Consider the following 21,500-nt stretch of genomic DNA (forward strand, 5'->3'; position numbering starts at 1 on the left):
TTATCTGTTTAAATAGAAGTTTAATTGAATTGCGGACTGATTGTATTGATTCAATACATCCAGGTAATTTCTTTGTATATCGATGGCCTGTGTCAGGAATTGCGATAGCTCTGCAAAACTGATTTCACCGGCCCGATAACTCAGGTTGGCGGCTTTGATGATCAGATCCGCCTGTTTCAAACCAGTGGATTCATAATAATCCAGTAGCTCTTTATTCTTTTGCAACTGTTGTACATCCTGCTGACGCTCTGTTTGCAATGCCTGTTGCTGATAGTCGAGTACGGATTGCTGGTATTGTTTTTCTACCTGTGCCGCTTTGATGCTGTTATGATACGCACCTCTTCCAAACAAAGGAACACCGACAGTAAATGAAAAACCTGAATAAGGATCACGCATGCCATACAGGCGTTGTGTGAAGAAACGTCCCTGAAAATCGGGCATACGGGTTTGACGGGCTACCCTGATCTCTGCATTGGCAATGGCAATATTCTGTTCCTGTTGTTGAATAAAAGGATGAGTTACATCCAGACTGTCACCATAATCGACAGCGACCTTTTCAATGCCGGTACTTTTTGCTACATAAGCGGTATCTGTATTCAACAGTTTTTTTAATACCGCCTGCTGTACTTTCAGATCACGATCTATGAGTTGTAACTGTACAGTGGTTTCTCTTGCTTTTGCAATGGCCGCAATACTATCTAATCCGGCACTTTCACCCGTCTTTACTCTTAATACAGCGGCGGCTGACAACGATGTATAAATACTATCCAGCCTTGTCCACAGTGCCTGTTTGCTTTGATAATACCAGAGCGCGTACCAGGTACTTTGTACTTCTCTTTTTATTTCCAGTGCTTTAATCGTGCGATTATATGCAACTGATTTAGACTGTTCATTCAGCAACTGTCTTTTTGCTTTATACAGCCCTGGCCAATCCAGGGTTTGAGAAAGCCCTATCTTCAGGATCCCTTTTGAATCGGTAGGACGCAGGTCTTCATTCTCTGCAAAGATCCCGGTATTCGGAATGGTCGCAGCGGTGGCATTCAGCGTAAGGCTTTTTTGCAGTTGCAGGTCAGCAGATCTGATTTGCAGGTTTTGCTGTAATGCTTTGTTATACGCATCATGGAGGGTGATCCCTAATGGCGTATTTACTTTCATTGGTGATTGCGCATTTACTTTCATGGAAAATGTACAACCTATTAACAGCAATATGGTCAGGGCCTTTTTCTTCATAGTGATCATATACAATAAAGGCAATACGATCAGGGTCAATATTGTCGCAGAGAGCAATCCTCCAATCACCACGGTGGCCAGTGGTTTCTGTACTTCCGCTCCTGCGCCGGATGATAATGCCATTGGCAGGAACCCTAAAGAGGCTACGGTGGCTGTCATCAACACAGGTCGTAATCGTTCCATCGTGCCTCTCTTTATTCGTTCCAATACATTTGTCACGCCCTCTTTTTCCAGCTGATTAAAGGTGCCGATCAATACAATTCCATTCAATACGGCTACGCCAAACAGGGCGATGAAACCTACACCTGCTGATATAGAAAATGGCATTCCCCGTGTCAACAAGGCCAGTACACCACCAATGGCAGACATCGGGATGGCGGTAAAGATCAATCCTGCCTGCTTGAAAGAATGGAATGTAAAGTAGAGTAATACAAATATCAGCAGCAACGCCGCAGGCACTGCTATGCTTAATCTGGCAGATGCCTGTTGCAGGTTTTCAAAAGTACCACCATAGGTAAAGTAATACCCTGTAGGCAATTGATACTTTGCGAGTTTGTCCTGTATCTCTTCCACTACAGATTCCACATCTCTGCCTACTACATTGAAACCAATCACGATCCTGCGTCTTGCCGCCTCTCTGCTTATCTGGGCCGGACCATCTTTGAATGATACATTTGCTACCTGACTCAATAAGATCTGGTTGCCATTTGGCAATGGAATAAAGAGATTGGCCACATCATCAATACTGCTTCGGTGTGCACTATCCAGTCTTACAACCAGGTCAAACCGCCGCTCATTTTCAAATACAGAACCAGCTACTTCACCTGCAAAGGCAGCACTGACTATCCTGTTGATATCAGCGATGTTTAATCCATAATTGGCAATACGGATCCTGTCATATTCAATGGTGATCTGCGGCAAACCTGTCGTTTGCTCTATCTGCGGGGTGGATACCCCTTTCACGCCCTGTATCACACCAGCTACTCTAGGTGCAATTGCAGCAAGGGTGTCTATATTTTCACCAAATATCTTCACCGCTACATCCTGCCGGATGCCCGTCATCAGCTCATTAAAACGCATTTGAATAGGCTGGTTGGCTTCGAAAAACACACCGGGTATCTGTGCTAACTTTTCTTCCATCATGTGGGCCAGTTCATTGTAATCTTTCGTGGTGGTCCATGCTGATTTTTCTTTCAGCACTACGATCAGGTCAGTCGCTTCTGGGGGCATTGGATCGGTAGGGATCTCCGCACTCCCGGTACGACCGATCACCTCTTTTACTTCGGGAAACGTTTTCAATAGCCGGGAGGCCTGCATAGAGGTTTCAATACTCTGACTCAAAGAAGATCCCGGTGGTAAGATACAATGGAAAGCATAGTCGCCTTCCTGCAATTGCGGAATGAACTCCCCGCCCATTCTGGCAAATAAGATCACCGCCATCACTGTCAGCGCTACTGCCACACTCACCACTACATACTTAAACCGGATAGCCTTGTCCAATGCCCTGCTATATATCCGCTGAAAGTACCCGATCATCTTATCGGCAAAGGTGACCTTCTGTGAAATTTGTTTTGGCAAAAACAACGCCGACATCATAGGAATATAAGTCAGTGAAAGCAGCAAGGCACCTAATATCGCAAAGCCGACAGTCTGTGCCATGGGACGGAACATTTTGCCTTCAATGCCAACCAGTGTCAGGATAGGGATATATACTACCAAAATGATGATCTCTCCAAAAGCGGCACTGTTCCTGATCTTAGAAGCAGAAATAAATACCTCCTCATTCATCTCTACCTGTGTCAGTTTTTGTTGGCTGGTGCGCCGGGCCAGGTGATGCAGGGTCGCTTCAACAATGATGACCGAACCGTCTACAATCAATCCAAAATCAATGGCACCCAAACTTAGCAGGTTTGCAGATACATGGAATACATTCATCAATCCCAATGCAAAAAGCATAGATAATGGAATGGCAGATGCGACGATGATACCTGCACGTATATTTCCTAAAAACAATACCAGTACAAAGATCACAATCAAAGCGCCTTCAACGAGGTTGCGTTCTACGGTGCTGATAGCGCGGTTGACCAGACTCGTACGATCGAGATAAGGTTCAATGATCACATCTTCGGGGAGGGCCATTTTAATCTGCTCCATTCTTGCTTTTACCCGCTTTACTACCTCTGCACTATTTGCTCCTTTCAGCATCATGATAATGCCGCCTACTACTTCTTCCTCTCCATTCAGGGTCATGGCCCCATAGCGGATAGCACTGCCAAATCTCACATTCGCCACATCCTTCATATAGACAGGAATGCCTGCGGGATTCTTAATTACAATATTGCCGATGTCTTCCAGCGAAGTCACCAACCCAATACCCCTGATGAAATAGGCATTGGGCTTTTTATCAATATAAGCACCACCGGTATTCTGGTTATTCTGGTGCAGGGCGGTAAAGATTTCGGAGATACTTACATTCATGGCCTTTAGGCGGGCAGGATCTACAGCTACTTCATATTGCTTTAGCATACCGCCAAAGCTATTGACCTCTGCAATGCCCGGTGTGCCATAGAGTTGGCGGGCTACAATCCAGTCCTGCATAGAACGGAGGTCTGCGGCATTGTATTTATGTTCACTCCCTTTTTTAGGGCGTAATACATATTCATAAATTTGTCCCAGACCGGTGCTTACAGGCGCCAGCCCGGGCATGGCGACACCTTCGGGTATCTGGTTCCTTACTTCCTGGAGGCGCTCATTGATGAGTTGCCTGGCAAAATACACATCTACTTTATCGTCGAACACGGCGGTCACGACCGATAAACCAAATCTTGAAATAGAACGGATTTCGATCAGATCGGGAAGGTTGGCAATGCTTTGTTCAACGGGATATGATACGAATTGCTCTACCTCCTGGGTGGCGAGCGTAGGAGCATTTGTAATAATCTGAACCTGGTTATTGGTAATGTCTGGTACGGCATCGATGGGCAGGCGCAGTGCGCTCCACACACCCCATACAATGAGTATGACCGTGAGGCATCCAATCACCAGTTTATTGTGTATACTAAACCTGATGACTTTATCTAACATAATAAATAGTTTGTCTCATGGCAGGGTGCCATGCAGCATTAAATTGTATAATGTGGGAGGGTGATTATGCCAGCCGGGGAGGTTGTAATAATGAACGGGTGTAAGGAGTAGCCCGCATAGACTGGTAAGCAGCAATATGCTTAACGAGAGGTATGGTGATGGAGAATTCGGGTGTGGTTACTTTTGCTAATATGACACCTGATGTGCAGGAGGAACAGGAAGCGGTGAATGGGGAGCATTCGCCTTTGTCTTTTTTTGAGTTGCTGGTGGTGGTGGTTTCCTGCGCACAGCTATCCCATACACAGCAAGGTATGATGGTTTCGCAGAGAACGATGAGAGATAGTATGAAAACCAGCAAGAATTTCATGGGGGTAAATATAGGTAAAAATCTTATTATTGGGGTAGTTTGAAGTATTTATTGGTGTAGGTTACGGTATTATATGGTTATGTGAAAGCACACATGGGTGTGATTGTGTTGCCTTGTTCCGCTTTTATCAAAAAAAGAATGCTTTGGTAAGTATGCCAATTTAACATAAAAATCCTCCTCTCCTACCACTATTTCATCTGTAATTGCTTCAACGATAGTAAGTTTTTCATGCAATTCAAGGTCCGGCCAACGACTGTAAAGTACACAGCACTTCCTGCTCTCTCTATTACAATCAATTCACACTTAATATCGGTTAATGCCTGCCGGTATTGCTTTTGTAAATGATAATCTTTAGCTGGCAATGTAAACGTAACTATTTTATCCTTTTCAATATACGTCATAATAAAAATATGACATGACAGCAGGTCAAATAATTTGGTTGATTAAGTGTGTATTTTTTAAGGCCTATCCCCCGATCCTACCGCTATTATTTTCCTCCGAATGTGCCTGGCCCCTCTTTAGTTTATTATTGCCGAAATTGTATCTCACATTTATTCCGACCCTCCGGCTATCACTATTTATCTTATTGGTGGTCAAAATTCCGTTCACGATCTCACTATATGTAACAATTTTTGTTTTAAACAGATCGTATATATCAAGTGCCAATTGTAACTTACTCTTCAACAACAAATATCTCGCTGAGACATTGAAAAAATAATAACTGCCACTCCTGTCAATTCCACTCACATCCTTAAACTGATAAGTAAAATCAAAGCCGCCAGATATAGTCCTTTTGCCATTTAAAAAAGCAGTATTATGGCTATTGAATGTAGCACCCCATCCCGCTGTTATTGGTGCAGTAAGTGCCAGATGAGATATTGAATGTTCATAATAAACATTCATCTCATTCTGATTTTGTAACCATTTTATCATATCAACAGAATAACTAGCACTTACCTGAAAATATCGTTTTGATAAATAATTATAAAACTTGCCAGCTTTATACCTTGTATCTTCCTGTACAATGTTTATCATGTCATACTTGTTATTTGTATAACTATATTGTACCGTTAGTATAAGGTTATTATTAAAAGTCTCAGACAGAGAAAAATTATTGGAAATGGAAGGCTTTAGTAAGGGATTACCTTCTATCGCTTCATATTGGGTAAAGTATCGCAAATATGGATTCAATGCACTAAAGGAAGGCCTGCTTATTCTCCTGCCATAATCAACGGTAATAACATTCTTATCATTAACCGTATACTGAATATATAAAGTTGGGAAAAGCTTAAAATAATGATTGGTATTTATGCTATCAATTGTTCCATAAGAATGCCCCTTCGTTTGCGTATTCTCTCCCCTCAAACCTGATTGTATTGTCCAATGTTCACTAATCTTCTTCCTGTAATTGATAAATAACGCCTGCGTATTCTCAGTAAAACTAAAAATATCACTAGTATTGAATGATGGATGGCTAATGATTAATAAAACATCATTGTTATTATTGATAAAATTCAACCTGCTTCCCAATGAAAGCTCTCGCCCATCTCCAGGAAAAAATACTACCCCATTAAGAGAATAAAAATCTGACGACTCATTATTATTGGAGATAGTTCTGGAATATCGATCAGACATTTGTTCACCAGTAGAATCATACATCGTATTATCTATAATATTGGGCCTATCAAAAATAGTCTTATTCCAATCCCAATCAATTACTATTTTGCTATGATGAATGGTATCCAGTATTCTTACATAATGAATATTGGCTAAAAAAGATTTATAACTCACCTTGCTACTATTGTATTGATTACTAACTGAATCCGTTTTAAAACTTTCATTATTATAAAAAACAGATCTCGCAACACTCGTTTGATAAGGGAAAGAAAAAAACATTCCAGCAGAAGCTCCCAATTGATCATTAGGAGATAAATCAGTATCAAAACCAATCTGGGTATTTACATATTGTGACAACTCTTTTATTTTATTGCTATCCTTCTCTGTTAAAGCCGAATAATAAGTTGCACTGGTACTAATGGATACCTGAGCTCCCCTGGAAAGACTAAAATTCCCAAAGTATCTAAATTTTGACCGGTTGTAGTTCATATTAAGCCCTATACGCCCTCCTTCTGATCTACCTTTCCGGAAATTTCCATTCATTACACCCGTATATCCTATTTCCTTTTTCTTTTTTAAAATAATATTGATGATTCCACTGCTACCTTCTGCACTATAAATAGATGGAGGATTTGTCATTATTTCAATACTCTCCACGGATTCCGCCGATAAGGATTTTAGATAAGCAGCCAGCACCTCTGCGGACATCTGCAAAGGACGATCATTGATCATTACCGTAACGCCATCTTTACCAATAATTGAAATGAGATTCCCCTCCACTTTCACTTGAGGAGTCTTTGATAATAATTCAAGAACGTCCGACCCTATAGCATTCATATTGTCGCTTACATTAAATACAAGTCTGTCTATTTTTCTTTCTACAATCGGTTTCCTACCATTAATATTCACAGTCTTCAATTGCTTTAAAACCTGTGTCAATGTAATATCGATCACCGTATCCCTGGATAATGATAAAGCAATGGTTTTTTCTGTATAATTGAGGAATGAACATGTAAGCATATAATTACCAGCAACTAGCTGATAAAATGAATAATTGCCCATACTATCACTTGAAATAATGGCTGTAGCACTTTTAGCAGACTTTAGCTTCACAGTTACCAATTCAATTTTTGCATTACTTGAACTATCTAAAATCCTTCCTTTAAGTGTAATTTGTGCATATGATAAGCTAACATGAAAGAAAAATAGAATTACAATAACTATACGTAATCTGCGGCAAAACATATTTATTAAAAATGGTTGATATTAATTTTTCGCTCTTGGCAATAGGAAAACAAACTCTCATGGTCGATGTATAGGACCTGTTGCACTTATCATTTGAACTTACCAATAAACTTAAAAATAAATGTTGAAATTTCTACACTTATTTTTTTACATAACGGATCGGCATATACAATATAAAATTCATCGTACTTTATTGTCAAACAAGAGACATTTAAGGACAATTCGTCATGAAAATTATTTTTTAAACAAGAAGATGATGACAATATTTTCAAAGAACTGATTGTTGCATCAACGCATACCTCTCCCGAAGAGGAATATAATAATAATACGCTGTGAAGAATGGAAGACGTAATATGCTGTTTAAAAATTTCATTACTCTGAAAAGATACAGTTTTTATCCATAGTTGGATATTCTGCAAACCCTTTTTTACCCCCTTCATAGAATATACAAAAGATCTGCCGCAATAAAAAAAGATCGTATCATAAGTAGATGATACGACCTCTTTGTATCCGAAAATGGTTTTCATTCCCCGTTGGTAAATTTCCTCTTTCATGAATGTTTTATTCGGCTACATGATGGAGATAGTTAATCCTTGAAGTAATTCTAAGAAGGTTTATTTATTTTTGATACTACAACTTTTTAATAATAATTCCATCATCGCATCCGCAGCCACCTGGCTCTTTTGCAAGATATTACCCTGCCAAGGCAGCTGTTGCATTGGTAGGCAACCGGTATGAACTCGTGAAGAAAGGTAGTGTGGGTTTTTGACTCACCCGTATCCAATAGTGGAAAGTTAAAAACGTATTGTTATGAGCTGGCGGCACAACATGAATTTCACTGGGAGATTATACTGCATCAACATCCCGATCAATACCTGATTGACAACAAGGTGTGGGCATGTAGTGCCGATGCATTTGTATTGAATGAATGTACGGCATGGTTTAATCTGAGTGCGTATATGATACAACAGGATTATTTGGCTGGTAAGCATATTGTATCTGCCCGGTAAACCGGTATTAGGATAAATATCTGTAATTTAGTAAGAAACCACAATGAATAAAAGCAGGCTTGAAGCATTCAGTGACGGTGTCCTCGCCATCATCATCACCATCATGGTACTGGAAATCAAGATCCCCCACGGCACCAACCTCGCCGCCATTATTCCCCTCCTCCCCATCGCGCTCTCTTACTTATTCAGTTTTATTTATGTAGGCATCTATTGGAATAACCACCACCATCTCTTCCACATTGTTAAAGAAGTAAATGGTGCTATCCTTTGGGGTAATCTACATCTGCTCTTCTGGATCTCCCTGCTACCTTTTGCTACCGGATGGATGGATGAGAACCATTTTGCCTCGCTACCTGTAGCATTCTATGGATTTATTCTCTTGATGTGTGGCGCCTCGTGGAAGTTGCTGACAATTATTATTATCAAACATGAAGGACCTGATTCCCGGCTCAAAGATGCCTATAAAAGCGATTACAAAACCTATCTCTCTATTGCGCTGTATATTTCTGGTATCACTGTAGCCTGGTTCTACCCCATTATCAGTATCTTCTTTTATGTGCTCATAGCCGTTATCTGGTTCATCCCTGACAGGAGAATAGAAAATAAATTAAAAGAGCATTAATCAATTTCTACAAATTTCTTCGCTCAAAAGCGATTTATTCTTCTCCTTAATTTTTCCGGAATGCGTAAACCGGCAGACACCCTATTGCCTAATTTTGGCACCGCCAGATTTGTATGCAACTATTCTGACCAACCTAATTTTGAGCGCATTATATACCATTATCTATAATACTACATCCATGCTTAAAAGCACAATTATTGTGGCAGTACTTTCTGTCTGCAGTCTCACTGTCATGGCCCAACATGGCACCATCACAGGTGAAGTAAAAACTGCCGACGGTAAGCCCGCCCCTTTCGTCGACATCACCCTCCAACCCGGTAATACCGGCACCTCTGCTGACCGGCAGGGACATTATCAGCTGAATAATATCAGAACCGGTAAGTATACAATAGTGGCCAGTTTTACAGGACTGAAAGCACAATTCCAACAGGTAGAAGTAGCCAATGATCAAACCGTGACGATCAACTTCTCTCTTTCAGAAGATAATCACACACTGCAGGAAATCACCGTCTCTTCAGGCTATAATAAATTTGCAAAGAAGGAAACTGAAAACATCGCCCGTATGCCCCTGAAGAACCTGGAGAATCCGCAGGTGTACAATGTAGTACCAAAGGAATTACTACAGGACCAGGTGATCGTGAGCTACAATGATGTGTTGAAAAATGTAACCGGCGTGAGCCAGGCATTGGTCAATGGTTCCAACTCCTTTAACCTGAGAGGGTTCTTTACCACCAGTTACCTGCGCAACGGCTTGCAGGATTACAAAGCTAACAGTATTGAAATTGCCAACATCGAACGTATCGAAGTACTGAAAGGTCCTTCCGCTACTTTGTTTGGTAGTTCCCTTACTTCTTTTGGCGGTCTGCTGAACAGGGTGACAAAGAAGCCGTATGAGACCTTTAATGGGGAAATCACTTATACCCTCGGCGGCTTTGGTCTGAGCAGGGTAACAGCCGATTTCAACACGCCACTGAACAAGGAAAAAGACCTGCTACTCCGCACCAATATCGCTTACCACGATGAAGGTAGTTTTCAGGATGCAGGCTTTACAAAGCGCCTGTTCATTGCGCCATCCCTTGTATATAAAGCCAGTGACAGACTTACTGTAACACTGGATGCAGAAATATATAACCAGAAAGCAAACGACTTCAACCGTTTGTTTCCGCAGGCCTCCTTTACCAAAACCAATCCACGACTGCTGAGTGTAAACTGGAAAAGATCTTACAGCAGCAACGACATCTATGGGAAAACGCCTTCTGTAAGTTTAAATGGTGGGGTAAACTACAAAATCAATGATCAGTGGACCTCACAGACGAACTTCTCTCATACCAATTCTGAAGTAGAGGGCTATTGGAGCTGGAACAGTATTTTAGGTGATACCGCCGTTTCCCGCAATCCAGGTTATGAGCACAGCCAATATAATTATACCGAAGTACAGCAAAACTTTAATGGTGATTTTAAAATAGGTAAACTCCGCAACCGCCTCGTAATAGGGCTGGACTTCCTGAATGGTGTCACGAACGCTACTTCTGCCAGCGTATATGGTTTTGACCAGGTGACAATTGCAGGTCATGATCCAAGGTATAATGAGCTGACCGTACCTGCGTTACAGGCGGCACTGGCAACCGTTCCGAGTTCTAAAAGCAGGAGTGAACAAAGCATCTACAGCGCGTATGCATCCGATGTACTGAACATTACTGATGCACTGCTGGTAATGGCCAGTCTGCGCGTAGACCACTTTGTAAACAATGGTACCTACGATGCCAATAACGATACCACTACCGGCAAATATAACCAGACTGCACTCTCTCCCAAGTTAGGGCTGGTATATCAGCTGGTGCCTAAACACCTGTCAGTATTTGGTAATTATATGAACGGCTTCAGCAATAATGCACCCACTCAACAACCTGATGGTAAATTCAGTTCTTTCAAACCAAGTCATGCAAACCAATGGGAAACCGGTGTAAAAATGGAGTTCTTTAATGGCAAACTGAATGGCACCTTCAGCTACTACCACATCAAGGTGGATGACGTGATCCGTACGAATGCTGATAGCTATTCTGTACAGGATGGTGGTCAACTGAGTAAGGGATACGAAGCGGAATTGATTGCCAATCCGGTCAAAGGACTGAACATCATTGCCGGGTATGCGTACAATGATATCTATACCATCAATACAAATGCTGATGTAGATGGCCTTCATCAATGGACTGGTCCTGCTCAGATGGCGAATCTGTGGGTAAGCTATCATTTTTTAAACACAGCAATACGCGGCCTTGGATTAGGGATCGGCGGTAACTATAACGGTAAGGCGTATATAACGCAGTCCCGTTCTTCCGGTGAGTTCTATCTTCCTGCTTATACTGTACTAAATGCCGTATTAAGTTATGAGCGTTCTGCTTACCGTATCAGCCTGAAAATGGACAACCTCACCAATGAAGTATACTGGGGTAGCTATGTAAGTCAGATGATGCCACGCAGATTCAGTACGACGGTCGCCTTTAAGTTCAGATAATATCTTAAATTTAAAGGATAAACCTTCATCCATATGAGCAATAACATCAAGAAAGAGGATATTCAACAGGAAGTCTTTGATCTGTATGACGACTATGCCCATAATCGCCTGAGCAGACGGGACTTTATCGACAAGCTTTCTGTATTTGCAGTAGGGAGCATCACAGTGCCTGCACTGATGAGCTTTCTGATGCCTAACTACCAGGATAATATACAGGTAAAACCAGATGATCCGCGACTAAAGACGGAGTATATTACTTACAACTCTCCTAAGGGAGGCGGTAGTATCAAAGCTCTTTTGTCCAGACCAGCAGATGCAAAAAAGCCATTGGGTGGTATAGTTATCGTGCATGAGAACAGGGGATTGAATCCTTACATTGAAGATGTTGCGAGGCGTGCCGCATTGGCAGGGTTTATTACTATTGCACCGGATGCATTGACGCCATTAGGCGGATATCCGGGCGCTGATGATAAAGGACGTGAACTGCAGGCGAAGAGAGATAAGAATGAAATGCTGGAAGACTTTATTGCTGCCTTTGCGTATTTGAAGAGCGATAAAGATTGTAATGGCAAAGTGGGTGTGGTAGGGTTCTGTTTTGGGGGATGGATTGCGAATATGATGGCGGTGAAGGTACCCGACCTGGCAGCTGCTGTACCTTTTTATGGTGCACAGCCCTCACGCGATCAGGTAGCGCAGATCAAGGCGCCGCTTTTATTGCATTTTGGTGAGTTAGATACTCATGTGAATGAAGGATGGCCGGCTTATGAGGCAGCACTGAAAGAGGAAAAGAAAGAGTATACGGCTTATGTATATCCGGGGGTGAATCATGGGTTCCATAATGATACGACGCCGAGGTATGACAAGACTGCGGCAGAGTTGGCGTGGAAGCGAACGATAGATTTTTTCAAAGCAAAGCTATCATAAAAAGTAGTTGTATAAAAAATAAATAAACCTCCTCAGAATTACTGCAGGGATTGACTATCTCCATCAGGTTTCCGAATAAAAAGGAGGCTGTAAACATGGCTCAGAGATTTTGTAGTTAAAGTTACATTTCATCTCGAAGCCATGTTTCCTTTTTCAAACATAACCACTCATAAATAACTTTCACCCCAAATTTACCCGGGTACCTGATGGAGAAAATTTTTGTATAAGAAATTCTCAGCGCCATCGGGTCACTTATGATACGGCCTCTTTTTTATGATAGCTTACACCTACAAGCGGCATAAGCTATCTGGCTAAGAGTGGGAAAATCTCTTTATAATTTCAACCGAAATATTTTATATGGTAATGTGGGAGGATAAGTGATCTGAGAACAGGAAATATACAAATAACCATCAGCAGAGATACTATAACTATCCGGCCATAATAACTGCTTTTTGTCCTGTGCGATATAATGCATCTGCAGATCTGGTGTGATTTTCACGATGGCGCTCTTTTCCAGGTCACCCATGTAGAGATTGCCGGCTTTGTCTAAGATCATTCCATCTGTGGTTACAAACTTACCCAGGTCCTTTACACTGTCCTGCAAGGTCTTCATAGATGTCTTAAAGTTCCGCAGCAGACTGGTATTAATACGGTACAGTTTATCATCCGTCAATGGTTTGTAGTATAACCATTGCTGATCTGCGGTAAGGGCGATACCATCTGAATTCACAACCATCGTTCTACCATTCATTTCAAAGTGATACCCTTTTTCTGCCAGCACAGAATAATGATCATGCAATACCAGCCTGGAATCTCCTGTTTTCGTATTCAGCACTACAATTCCACCATTGGTAGATGTAGTCATATATGCATAACCATTCACATTGTCAATCCTGATATCATTCAGGTAACTATCCTTACCAGCCACTGATTCGGGGAAATGATAGATCCTATCTATCTTATTTGTAGCCAGGTTTATTTTCAACACTTTATTGGCTCCCTGATAGACAGGTCCTAAATTGATACCTGCGGCATCTACGACCCACAAAAACCCCTGATCATCTGTTACGACGGACTGTACACAGACAAATTTGTTCTGTCCATCCTCTCCTTTCTTAAAACTATTCCAGGTGGTATCAGGATAAGGTACGAGCTTACCATTCACCACTTCTACCACGGAATAAGCGTGTTTTTCGGCCCAGTAAGGATAATTGGTAAATAACCGGCCATCTTTGGCCACCGCTACGCCAGTAAGCTGGTAAGCGGAGTCAGCGAATACTTCTTCCAATTGTGGCAGTGCGGATGAAGTAGCAATTGTATCGGTGGTATTTTTATTCGTTTGTCCACTGTTGCACGCTGCCAGGAACATTCCCAGCAACAGAAAATTCAATTTCGACATATGTTCTGCATTTATTGATGCAGCAAATTTAATGAAGTTGTGCCTTATGATCATGATTCCATCTTGGCACATCAATATCAAATCCAAAAAGATCCAGTGCTCTTGCGACTGTATGGGTTACAATTTCATCGACCGATTGTGGTCGCAGATAAAAGGCCGGCACAGGAGGCATAATAATTCCTCCCATCTCTGTTACCTGTGTCATGCTCCTCAGGTGGCCGAGGTGTAAAGGAGTTTCCCTGAATAACAATACCAGTCTTCTTCTTTCTTTCAGTACCACATCGGCCGCTCTGGATAAGAGGGAGCTGGTAATACCGCTGGCAATTTCTGACATCGTTTTTACAGAACAGGGGGCTATGAGCATTCCCAGGGTTTTGAAAGAGCCACTGGCAATAGCGGCACCCACATCGGCTGTAGGATAAATTACATCGGCCATAGACATGAGTTCTTCATGCTTCATATCGGTTTCGTAGGTTCTTACCAGTTCCGACGCTTTGCTTACCACCAGGTGTGTTTCCACATCCTGTTCTTTGAGCAGTTCCAGTGCACGGATACCGTATTGCAGACCGGTAGCGCCACTGATACCTATTATGATTCTCTTTTTCATTATGCTTTCTTTTTTAAGAGGGTGTATCAAAAGTGAGATACACCCTTCTTTAATTCGGATACCTGATATGGAGCCAGATTCTATTTTATGCGTTTCTCAGGAGTTTCATTTATGTATGATACACCCTCATAAATAAATTAATGGAAGAGTAACCTCCAGTAATGTGAGAATATCATTACCAGCAATAACGCGGGCAACATATTAGCTATAGGGAATTTCTTAATACCGCAGATCCTGAAACCTGTTACGAACATGATAATGCCGCCGCAGGCAGAGAAGTCAGCAATCAGCTGTGGAGTGGTCAAAGGCAGGATCACACCAGCCAGCAGGTAAAGTCCGCAGAGAATGATGAATTGCGGAATGACAGTGGTGGTCACTATGAAGCCCAGAGAAGTAGCAAATATGGCGGATGTGAAGAAGTCCAGCATCGCTTTGGATATCAATACGGTTGGATCATGTGTAATACCTTCATTCAATGCCCCAAATATACCTGTACCACTTGCACTGAAGAGTACCAGTACAGCCACAAAGTTCTGCAGGAAAGCCTGCGGATCTTCATCCGTTTTTTGTCTTGGGAAGATCTTCTGAATTGGTCCGTTGACACGGATAGCCGCCCATTCAATCCCCTTTTCAATTTTCAGCAGTTCACCGATCGCACTACCTACCAGCAGCGCCAGGATCACTGGTGGCAGCATGCTCACCTTGACCACTGAATTAATACCCAATGCCATAGAAGCAGCACCAAATGTCATAGGAAGTGCAAGACGGAGACGTTCAGGAATTTTGTTTCCCATGGTAGCCCCGATGATGGAGCCGGTTAATGTTGCGACGGAATTTATAATTGGTCCGGTTAGCATATGATTTTTTTTAGTGAGCTGGCCAAAGGAGCACCTTCAGCCAGCCCGGTTTTTTTCATCCGTTTATTTAAACCACTCAGGTAAATAAGGCGTTGCATCTACTTCTTTGAACTGCGCACGTTTGAATCTGTCTTTCAAATTCCATGGAACGGTACAGTCAAAGATAGTCTTGGTTGAAATACCCTTACCAAGAATCTTAGGATCGAATGAAGGGTCCTGTGAAGGATCCAGTGGGTGACAACGAACACCTGGAATAAAGATGGTGCTGATATCGCCCTGGTAACGGGTAGTCATTGCCCAAAATACGTCGTTGCTGTCAAAGATGTCTACATCGTCATCCACCAGGATCACCTGTTTCAATTCATAATAAGCAGCAAAGGCTACCAGCGCAGCTTGTCTTTCACGGCCCTGGTCTGTTGGTTTGGTTTTCTGAATTTGCAATATGCTCATAAATTTACCACCACCGGAGGTATGTGCATACACGTTTTTCAGCAGACCAGGCAATGCAGCTTCTACAGCGTTGTAAATGCTGGCTTCTGTTGGAATGCCTGCCAGACTGGTATGTTCTTCACCAGGACCGATCAACGTTTGCATAATCGGGTTTTTGCGGGTGGTGATCGCTGTTACCCTGATCAGTGGCAGTGATTGGTTCGCAGGACCGTTATAACCTGGGAATTCAGGCATAGCGTGACCCGTGTTGGTGTTCTGGTCTTCTACGACTCTTACGTTTGGCAGAATTTCACCTTCGATTACGATTTCGGCCTTCGCGATAGAATGTTGGTTGATGGTAAGGGATTTTACCAGTTCTACTGGTTTCTTGCGCAGACCACCGGCGATGGACAGTTCGTCAAAGCCAAATGGTGTGGTAGGCGCTTCAAAACAGGAGCCGATCATGATAGCAGGATCAAGGCCCATGTTGATGGTAATAGGCAGTGGTTTGCCAGCTTTCTCTGCTTTTTCACGGAAGGCATCAATGTGTCTGCCTGGTGCAAAATAGATAGAGATGGAATCTTTGCCCTGTACGCAGAGGCGGTGAATAGTTACATCACTGTGGCCTGTTTCAGGATCTGAGCCTAATACCAGTCCTTCGCAGAAATAAGGACCCGCATCTTCAGGTGTATTGGTTGGAGCCGGCAGGATCTTTCTCAGGTCAAAATCCTTGTCGGTAGCTTTGTACACTACTTCCTGGCAGGGAGCACCTGCATTGGGTACCACTACCGGGGCAATGTAATTCTTGACTGCCTGACCCATGTATTTGCCGAGTTCTACGCTTGGCGCACCCAGCATAGCCGCTACTCTGTCTCTGCTAGCCAGCAGACCCACCAGTACTTTCGCACCAGGATAACCCTTTACATTCGTGAACATCATGGCAGGGCCAAGGCGGGTAGGACGCTGTACGGTACCACCTGCACCTATTTGTTTGTATACACCTGCCATATCGGCATTTGGATCGATCAGTACATCTGTTTCATGATATTGCTGTGGAATTGTTTTCAGTAATTCCAATGCACTCCGCAAGTCGTCAATTGCTATTGGTTTGTTTTCCTGACTCATTGTGTTATTGTTTTATAAAACAAAGGTCAGCCATCAAAAATCGCCATGCTTGCACTATTGACTTATTAAATAGGACAATTCGAACCGGATTAAAATCAGTCCATTGACTGTCCGTGGTCAGGATGGAAGGCGCATGGGGCACTTAATTTTGAATTTCAAACGTATGCTATGCACGCGAACAGCATTCAGCACCATGAGTTCATCAATTACTCCGGGCTATATAGGGAAAAGAACACGCACAAAGAGAATTATATTTTTTGTGAAACAATTGAAAACAGAAGTAAGGATTTCAACTGGGAAGTAGACGCACATTTTCACAGTTCATTGTACCAGGTCTTTTTTGTCGAAAGTGGGTACGCTACTTTTTATACTGCTGATGAGCAAATCTGTTTAGAAGCACCTTTTATGTGTTTCATTCCTCCACTGAGTATTCACGGTTTTCATTTCGGTGCACATATAGATGGCCGTATTCTCACCTTCTCTGATTTTTATACAGAGACACTGCATGAAAGGTATCCGAATATTCTGCATGCACTGGAAACCATCTTTGTATTGAAAGGAGATGCATTGCCTCCATTCAGGGAGGCATTCAATAAAATTCATAATGAATTCAATGAGTCTAAAGTAGGGAAAGAGATTATCCTGGAACACATGCTCTACTTATTAGTATTGCAATTCTATCGTTACTCCAACGAACAGCCTTCGCTCAAATCCGGGCACAATAATAACTTGTATTATTTCAAGAAATTTCAGCACCTCATTAAGGTTTCCAGGAGTCCGTTCATGAGTTTACAGGTGTATGCAGATCACCTGCACATTACCGCCAAACACCTGAACCGAATCTGCCGCTCACTCAAACAAATGTCGGCACTACAGGTGGTACAGGTGGAACTGATACTAAAAGCAAAGGCACATTTGTATCATTTCAATTCCAATATTTCTGAGATTGCTTATGAATTGGGTTTTGATGATCCTTCTTATTTTACCAGGCTCTTTAAAAAACATACCGGGCTAACACCTAATGAGTATCGCAAACAAATTCCGCTGGCTAAAATAGAACAGGATTGAGATCATTTTAAAAGCCGCTGCTTTTCCCTGCAGGATAAGCAGCGGCTTTTGGGTAATGGTTAAATTAGAATCTGAATACACTATACAGGTGAGCGTACACCATGTTCTGGCTACTACCTGCCTGTTTTAAGTATTCTCCTTTGAAGGTTTCGTTCACATATGCACCAAACAGCAGGAACGGATTCAGCTGGTATTCTGCTTTTGCTACACAGCGTGTACCAATTACACTGGAGGTACCAGCACTGGCACTTCTGATTTGTATACCTGACATAGCATAGATACCATCTTCTTTGGAAGTACGCCACAGTTCCTGCACGGTAAAGTCAATGCTCAGTTTTGCTGTTGGCTTACACCCGAAGATCGGACCTACTGCTGCGATGTTGGTATACCCCAGATCCGGCACCCAGCTCATACCTTTTGACCAGAGATAGTCATAGCTGTTACTCTTGTTGTCGGTAGAGTCTTTATCACCTGAAGCGATATCGATACGGGTACCGACGAATGGTTTCCATTTTGCCTTGAAGGTATAGGAACTTTCTGTCGCTACATACCATGCATGGATCTGTTTTCCTGCATTGCTTTTACCAGTCTGTCCTACCAGTTCTACATCGTAGTTCCAGCCCCCTTCTACACCACCGATGCGGGCGGACAAGGTATTTCTTGTGCCGTTGTACATGGCATTGGCAGCACCTTTTTTATCCGTATAGATATACAGCAGTTCTGCGGTAGAATTTGGCAGTACACCACCTAATTTACGGGATACATGTGCAGCACCAAATTTCAGGTTCTTGTTAGAAGGGTCGTTGAAGTAACCAGCTTTGTCCTGTACTTCCTCACCACCGATCACACCGAAATTCCACGCGCCTGATTTCACACCGATCCTGCCTGCATCAAAGGAGTGACGGTTATTGGGTGGCTGTCTTACATCAAACAAACGTGCTTTGTTAAATAGGATCTCCTGCCTACCAGCTCTGAAATAGACTTTACTGGCAGCGCCTAAGTTCACCGTATATTCAGCAAATGCCTGGTGGAGTTCGCCGGGGTTATAGTCCGTCAGAGAGGGATTATAATCCAGTTCGTAGGTAGTACCGGATTGTACTTCACCAAATACGCGGAGGTTAGGTAAGATATGGATATCGGCCCATAAGCGGGAGCGTTGTTGCCAGTCGAAGCCCTGGTCTTCATTGCCTTTACCATATTTTAAATGTTCTCTGTATTCCACCCTGGGACGGATTTCACCACCGATAGTAATGTATCCGTTCTTCCATAGAGGAATGTATTTCAGTTTTGCCCATAGTCCGGTTCTTAGCTCCTTATTGGAGAGATAGTGGTAATCTTCTTCGTAATTCAGTGGTAAGAATTTCGGAGCAGGCCGTTTTTTGATGGTATCCTGCGCATAGATGAGTAGTGGAAAAAACGCGAGGATACACAAGAAGGCTCGTTTCATCTTCAATTGTGTTGTTTAACAATGCAAAGATGAAATTCAAATGGTTTTTCAGCTTGTAATAAACGGCGTATTAATAGGATAATCGGTCCAAAATCGTTAGCAATATTTTATGTATGATGTAAGGTTGGCCGGGAGCTGAGATGTATCATTCTTAATGGGTATTTATATACTTAAGAGCGTTCTTCAGCATCTCATCCTGTGGTGATTATTCGACCTTCAGCACATTGGTCTTGTCCGATACCCCATTTTCATTAATGGCTTCTATTGTAAAATAATAAATCTTTTCCGTATCCAGCGTTTTTAACCAGTATTCATTTGCATTGTATACCATGATATTTGTATACAACTTACCAGGTGATGTACCATAGTAAATATTATAGGCATAAGCATCCGTAGCTGGCTTCCATTTTACCCATGCACTCCGTTTATCTTTTTCTGTACGCAGCACGATAAGGTTTTCCGGTTGAGCGGGTTTGCGTCCTAAAGCATTTCCAAATACCCGCAAACCACTGATGGCAAACTTGCCGGTTGGCATATGTACATTTTCCAGCCTGATATACCTGGCTTTTAGGGGCGTAGCGAATGCGACATAATCATGCGGCACATCCGTTTTATTTTTACTTTTATCGATTAATGACACCCATTTCTTTCCATCTAATGAATACATCAATTTATACTGATGATAAATATCCGTCTGCTTCCCTAAAAAAGTGGCATCCTGGTCCGCATAGTTTATCTGCACTGCATTGACCATAGCCACAGCGCCCAAATCAGTTTGTATCCACTCTCCGGCATCGCCACTGGCAGCACTCCAATAGGTTTTAATATCCTCATCTACCGCATTGTTGGCAGTATAACGCCCTAATGTAGAAGATACCGTTACCGGCTTGTTATAATTCAACAACATCCACCCGGTAAAATCACCATTTGTATAATGCGGGTAATCGCCAAAGGCTGTATTACAATACATCACATCATCCTGATCAAATCCCGCAGGCCAGATCCCGATCCTGCGTTCAAAATTATTTTTCACACTGATGCCCATTGTGCTCACATGCCAGTATGCACCTTTGTTATCTGTAAATGTAGCACCATGCCCTGCACCTCTTGCAAAGCCACCTGCTTTGAATGACAATGGATCTGATTGGGGTGTGAAGATATTTCCCAGTGGTGCAGGGCCTGCAATCACCCCATCTGCATACCCGCTCATTTCTGTACCCGGTGCGCCATATTGCAGATAATATTTACCATGATGTTTCGTCATCCAGGCACCTTCAATAAACGGATCCAGGAAGGTATTATCCATATGCTCTCCAAACCGCTGCCAACCATATCTCCAGGGCTCCAACAAATACATTTCCTGCCGTGTTCCGATCGGTTTAAAACTTGTACGATCCAGTTCTACGCCATACAAAGGATACCTGTTACTACTCCCATTATACATATACAAGCGACCATCATCATCAGTAAAGAATGCAGGATCCCAACCGCCTATTTCAAATGAATCCACCAATGGTTTCCAGACATTCTCCTTCGGCGAAGTGCTCATCCATAAAGTAAAGTTCCTTGTATAAGTAGACCCGAATACAATCATCGTATCTCCCACTACACCTACTGCCGGTGCACACAATTCATCGTATCCTTTATTCCAGGGCCGCAGAAATTTCCTGGATACAAAGGTCCAGTTCACCATATCGGCGCTGTACCAATAGCCCCATTGATTTGTCGAAAACAAATAATAGGTTCCTTTGTAATTCACAATGACAGGGTCTGCTGTGGCCCTATGTTTCCCCCACTCCGTAAAGTCGGGAATAGGTGTATATCCATAGTCAATATTGATGGGATTGCAGTAAGTGGCCTGCTGTGCATGGCTCACCATACTGATGGATAAGCAGATGAAAAGGAGTATCTTTTTCATAACGGATCAAAGGTAAAAGGGGCTGACCAAAAAGGT

At 42.5% G+C, this 21,500-nt stretch carries 14 protein-coding genes; 5 read left to right on the forward strand and 9 right to left on the reverse strand.

Translation table 11 applies throughout. From position 1 onward, the window contains the following. The 3 genes from BW716_RS25695 to BW716_RS25710 form a co-directional block, all read right to left on the reverse strand. Window positions 1-4,314 (reverse strand): CusA/CzcA family heavy metal efflux RND transporter, encoded by a 4,314-nt coding sequence (locus BW716_RS25695; RefSeq protein WP_083727474.1) that lies wholly within the window; start codon window positions 4,312-4,314, stop codon window positions 1-3. A 64-nt stretch (window positions 4,315-4,378) separates the two neighbouring features. After that, window positions 4,379-4,681, reverse strand: coding sequence for a hypothetical protein (locus tag BW716_RS36280; RefSeq protein ID WP_143709031.1), 303 nt, complete (start codon window positions 4,679-4,681; stop codon window positions 4,379-4,381). A gap of 465 nt (window positions 4,682-5,146) precedes the next feature. Next, complete coding sequence (locus BW716_RS25710; protein WP_083727480.1) at window positions 5,147-7,543, reverse strand: outer membrane beta-barrel family protein; 2,397 nt, start codon at window positions 7,541-7,543, stop codon at window positions 5,147-5,149. A 755-nt stretch (window positions 7,544-8,298) separates the two neighbouring features. Between BW716_RS25710 and BW716_RS25720 the strand changes: the two genes are divergently transcribed. From BW716_RS25720 to BW716_RS25735, 4 genes are all read left to right on the forward strand, one after another. Then, the gene (locus tag BW716_RS25720) at window positions 8,299-8,553 is read left to right on the forward strand and encodes a DUF5616 domain-containing protein (RefSeq protein WP_083727484.1); all 255 of its coding nucleotides are present in this window, start codon (window positions 8,299-8,301) and stop codon (window positions 8,551-8,553) included. A gap of 43 nt (window positions 8,554-8,596) precedes the next feature. Then, entirely contained in the window at window positions 8,597-9,175 is a 579-nt protein-coding gene (locus BW716_RS25725) for a TMEM175 family protein (protein WP_083727486.1), read from the forward strand. Window positions 9,176-9,353: 178 nt separating this feature from the next. Then, window positions 9,354-11,690, forward strand: a complete 2,337-nt coding sequence (locus BW716_RS25730; protein WP_143709032.1) for a TonB-dependent receptor — start codon at window positions 9,354-9,356, stop codon at window positions 11,688-11,690. A 33-nt stretch (window positions 11,691-11,723) separates the two neighbouring features. Further along, on the forward strand, window positions 11,724-12,614 hold the full coding sequence (locus tag BW716_RS25735; protein WP_083727490.1) for a dienelactone hydrolase family protein: 891 nt from the start codon (window positions 11,724-11,726) through the stop codon (window positions 12,612-12,614). 331 nt (window positions 12,615-12,945) lie between these two features. Here the strand turns inward: BW716_RS25735 and BW716_RS25740 are convergent, their stop codons facing one another. The 4 genes from BW716_RS25740 to BW716_RS25755 form a co-directional block, all read right to left on the reverse strand. Continuing rightward, window positions 12,946-14,013 carry an L-dopachrome tautomerase-related protein gene (locus BW716_RS25740; RefSeq protein WP_083727514.1) on the reverse strand — a complete coding sequence of 356 codons (1,068 nt, stop codon included), beginning with the start codon at window positions 14,011-14,013 and terminating at the stop codon, window positions 12,946-12,948. Window positions 14,014-14,041: 28 nt separating this feature from the next. Beyond that, window positions 14,042-14,620: a UbiX family flavin prenyltransferase gene (locus tag BW716_RS25745; RefSeq protein ID WP_083727492.1), complete on the reverse strand. Its 579-nt coding sequence runs from the start codon at window positions 14,618-14,620 to the stop codon at window positions 14,042-14,044. Window positions 14,621-14,757: 137 nt separating this feature from the next. Next, window positions 14,758-15,477: a DUF554 domain-containing protein gene (locus tag BW716_RS25750; RefSeq protein WP_083727494.1), complete on the reverse strand. Its 720-nt coding sequence runs from the start codon at window positions 15,475-15,477 to the stop codon at window positions 14,758-14,760. A gap of 63 nt (window positions 15,478-15,540) precedes the next feature. Beyond that, a complete protein-coding gene (locus BW716_RS25755; protein WP_083727496.1) occupies window positions 15,541-17,031 on the reverse strand; it encodes a UbiD family decarboxylase in 1,491 nt (496 codons plus the stop codon). A 168-nt stretch (window positions 17,032-17,199) separates the two neighbouring features. Between BW716_RS25755 and BW716_RS25760 the strand changes: the two genes are divergently transcribed. Beyond that, window positions 17,200-18,099 (forward strand): AraC family transcriptional regulator, encoded by a 900-nt coding sequence (locus tag BW716_RS25760; protein WP_083727498.1) that lies wholly within the window; start codon window positions 17,200-17,202, stop codon window positions 18,097-18,099. Between the two features lie 64 nt (window positions 18,100-18,163). On the opposite strand, the gene BW716_RS25765 is transcribed toward BW716_RS25760, so the two are convergent. Both BW716_RS25765 and BW716_RS25770 read right to left on the reverse strand, forming a co-directional pair. Then, window positions 18,164-19,546: an alginate export family protein gene (locus BW716_RS25765; RefSeq protein ID WP_083727500.1), complete on the reverse strand. Its 1,383-nt coding sequence runs from the start codon at window positions 19,544-19,546 to the stop codon at window positions 18,164-18,166. Window positions 19,547-19,751: 205 nt separating this feature from the next. Then, window positions 19,752-21,464, reverse strand: a complete 1,713-nt coding sequence (locus tag BW716_RS25770; RefSeq protein WP_083727502.1) for a discoidin domain-containing protein — start codon at window positions 21,462-21,464, stop codon at window positions 19,752-19,754. Window positions 21,465-21,500 lie beyond the last annotated feature (36 nt).

It is taken from the genome of [Flexibacter] sp. ATCC 35208 (genome assembly GCF_001975825.1).
GTDB lineage: Bacteria > Bacteroidota > Bacteroidia > Chitinophagales > Chitinophagaceae > Chitinophaga.

Bases quoted from the DNA above. Each gene is read 5' to 3' on its own strand.
- BW716_RS25725 (WP_083727486.1), top strand. From the start codon at position 8,597: ATGAATAAAAGCAGGCTTGAAGCATTCAGTGACGGTGTCCTCGCCATC.
- BW716_RS25740 (WP_083727514.1), bottom strand. From the start codon at position 14,013: ATGTCGAAATTGAATTTTCTGTTGCTGGGAATGTTCCTGGCAGCGTGC.
- BW716_RS25760 (WP_083727498.1), top strand. From the start codon at position 17,200: ATGCACGCGAACAGCATTCAGCACCATGAGTTCATCAATTACTCCGGG.
- BW716_RS25710 (WP_083727480.1), bottom strand. From the start codon at position 7,543: ATGTTTTGCCGCAGATTACGTATAGTTATTGTAATTCTATTTTTCTTT.
- BW716_RS36280 (WP_143709031.1), bottom strand. From the start codon at position 4,681: ATGAAATTCTTGCTGGTTTTCATACTATCTCTCATCGTTCTCTGCGAA.
- BW716_RS25755 (WP_083727496.1), bottom strand. From the start codon at position 17,031: ATGAGTCAGGAAAACAAACCAATAGCAATTGACGACTTGCGGAGTGCA.
- BW716_RS25730 (WP_143709032.1), top strand. From the start codon at position 9,354: ATGCTTAAAAGCACAATTATTGTGGCAGTACTTTCTGTCTGCAGTCTC.
- BW716_RS25750 (WP_083727494.1), bottom strand. From the start codon at position 15,477: ATGCTAACCGGACCAATTATAAATTCCGTCGCAACATTAACCGGCTCC.
- BW716_RS25765 (WP_083727500.1), bottom strand. From the start codon at position 19,546: ATGAAACGAGCCTTCTTGTGTATCCTCGCGTTTTTTCCACTACTCATC.
- BW716_RS25695 (WP_083727474.1), bottom strand. From the start codon at position 4,314: ATGTTAGATAAAGTCATCAGGTTTAGTATACACAATAAACTGGTGATT.
- BW716_RS25770 (WP_083727502.1), bottom strand. From the start codon at position 21,464: ATGAAAAAGATACTCCTTTTCATCTGCTTATCCATCAGTATGGTGAGC.
- BW716_RS25745 (WP_083727492.1), bottom strand. From the start codon at position 14,620: ATGAAAAAGAGAATCATAATAGGTATCAGTGGCGCTACCGGTCTGCAA.
- BW716_RS25735 (WP_083727490.1), top strand. From the start codon at position 11,724: ATGAGCAATAACATCAAGAAAGAGGATATTCAACAGGAAGTCTTTGAT.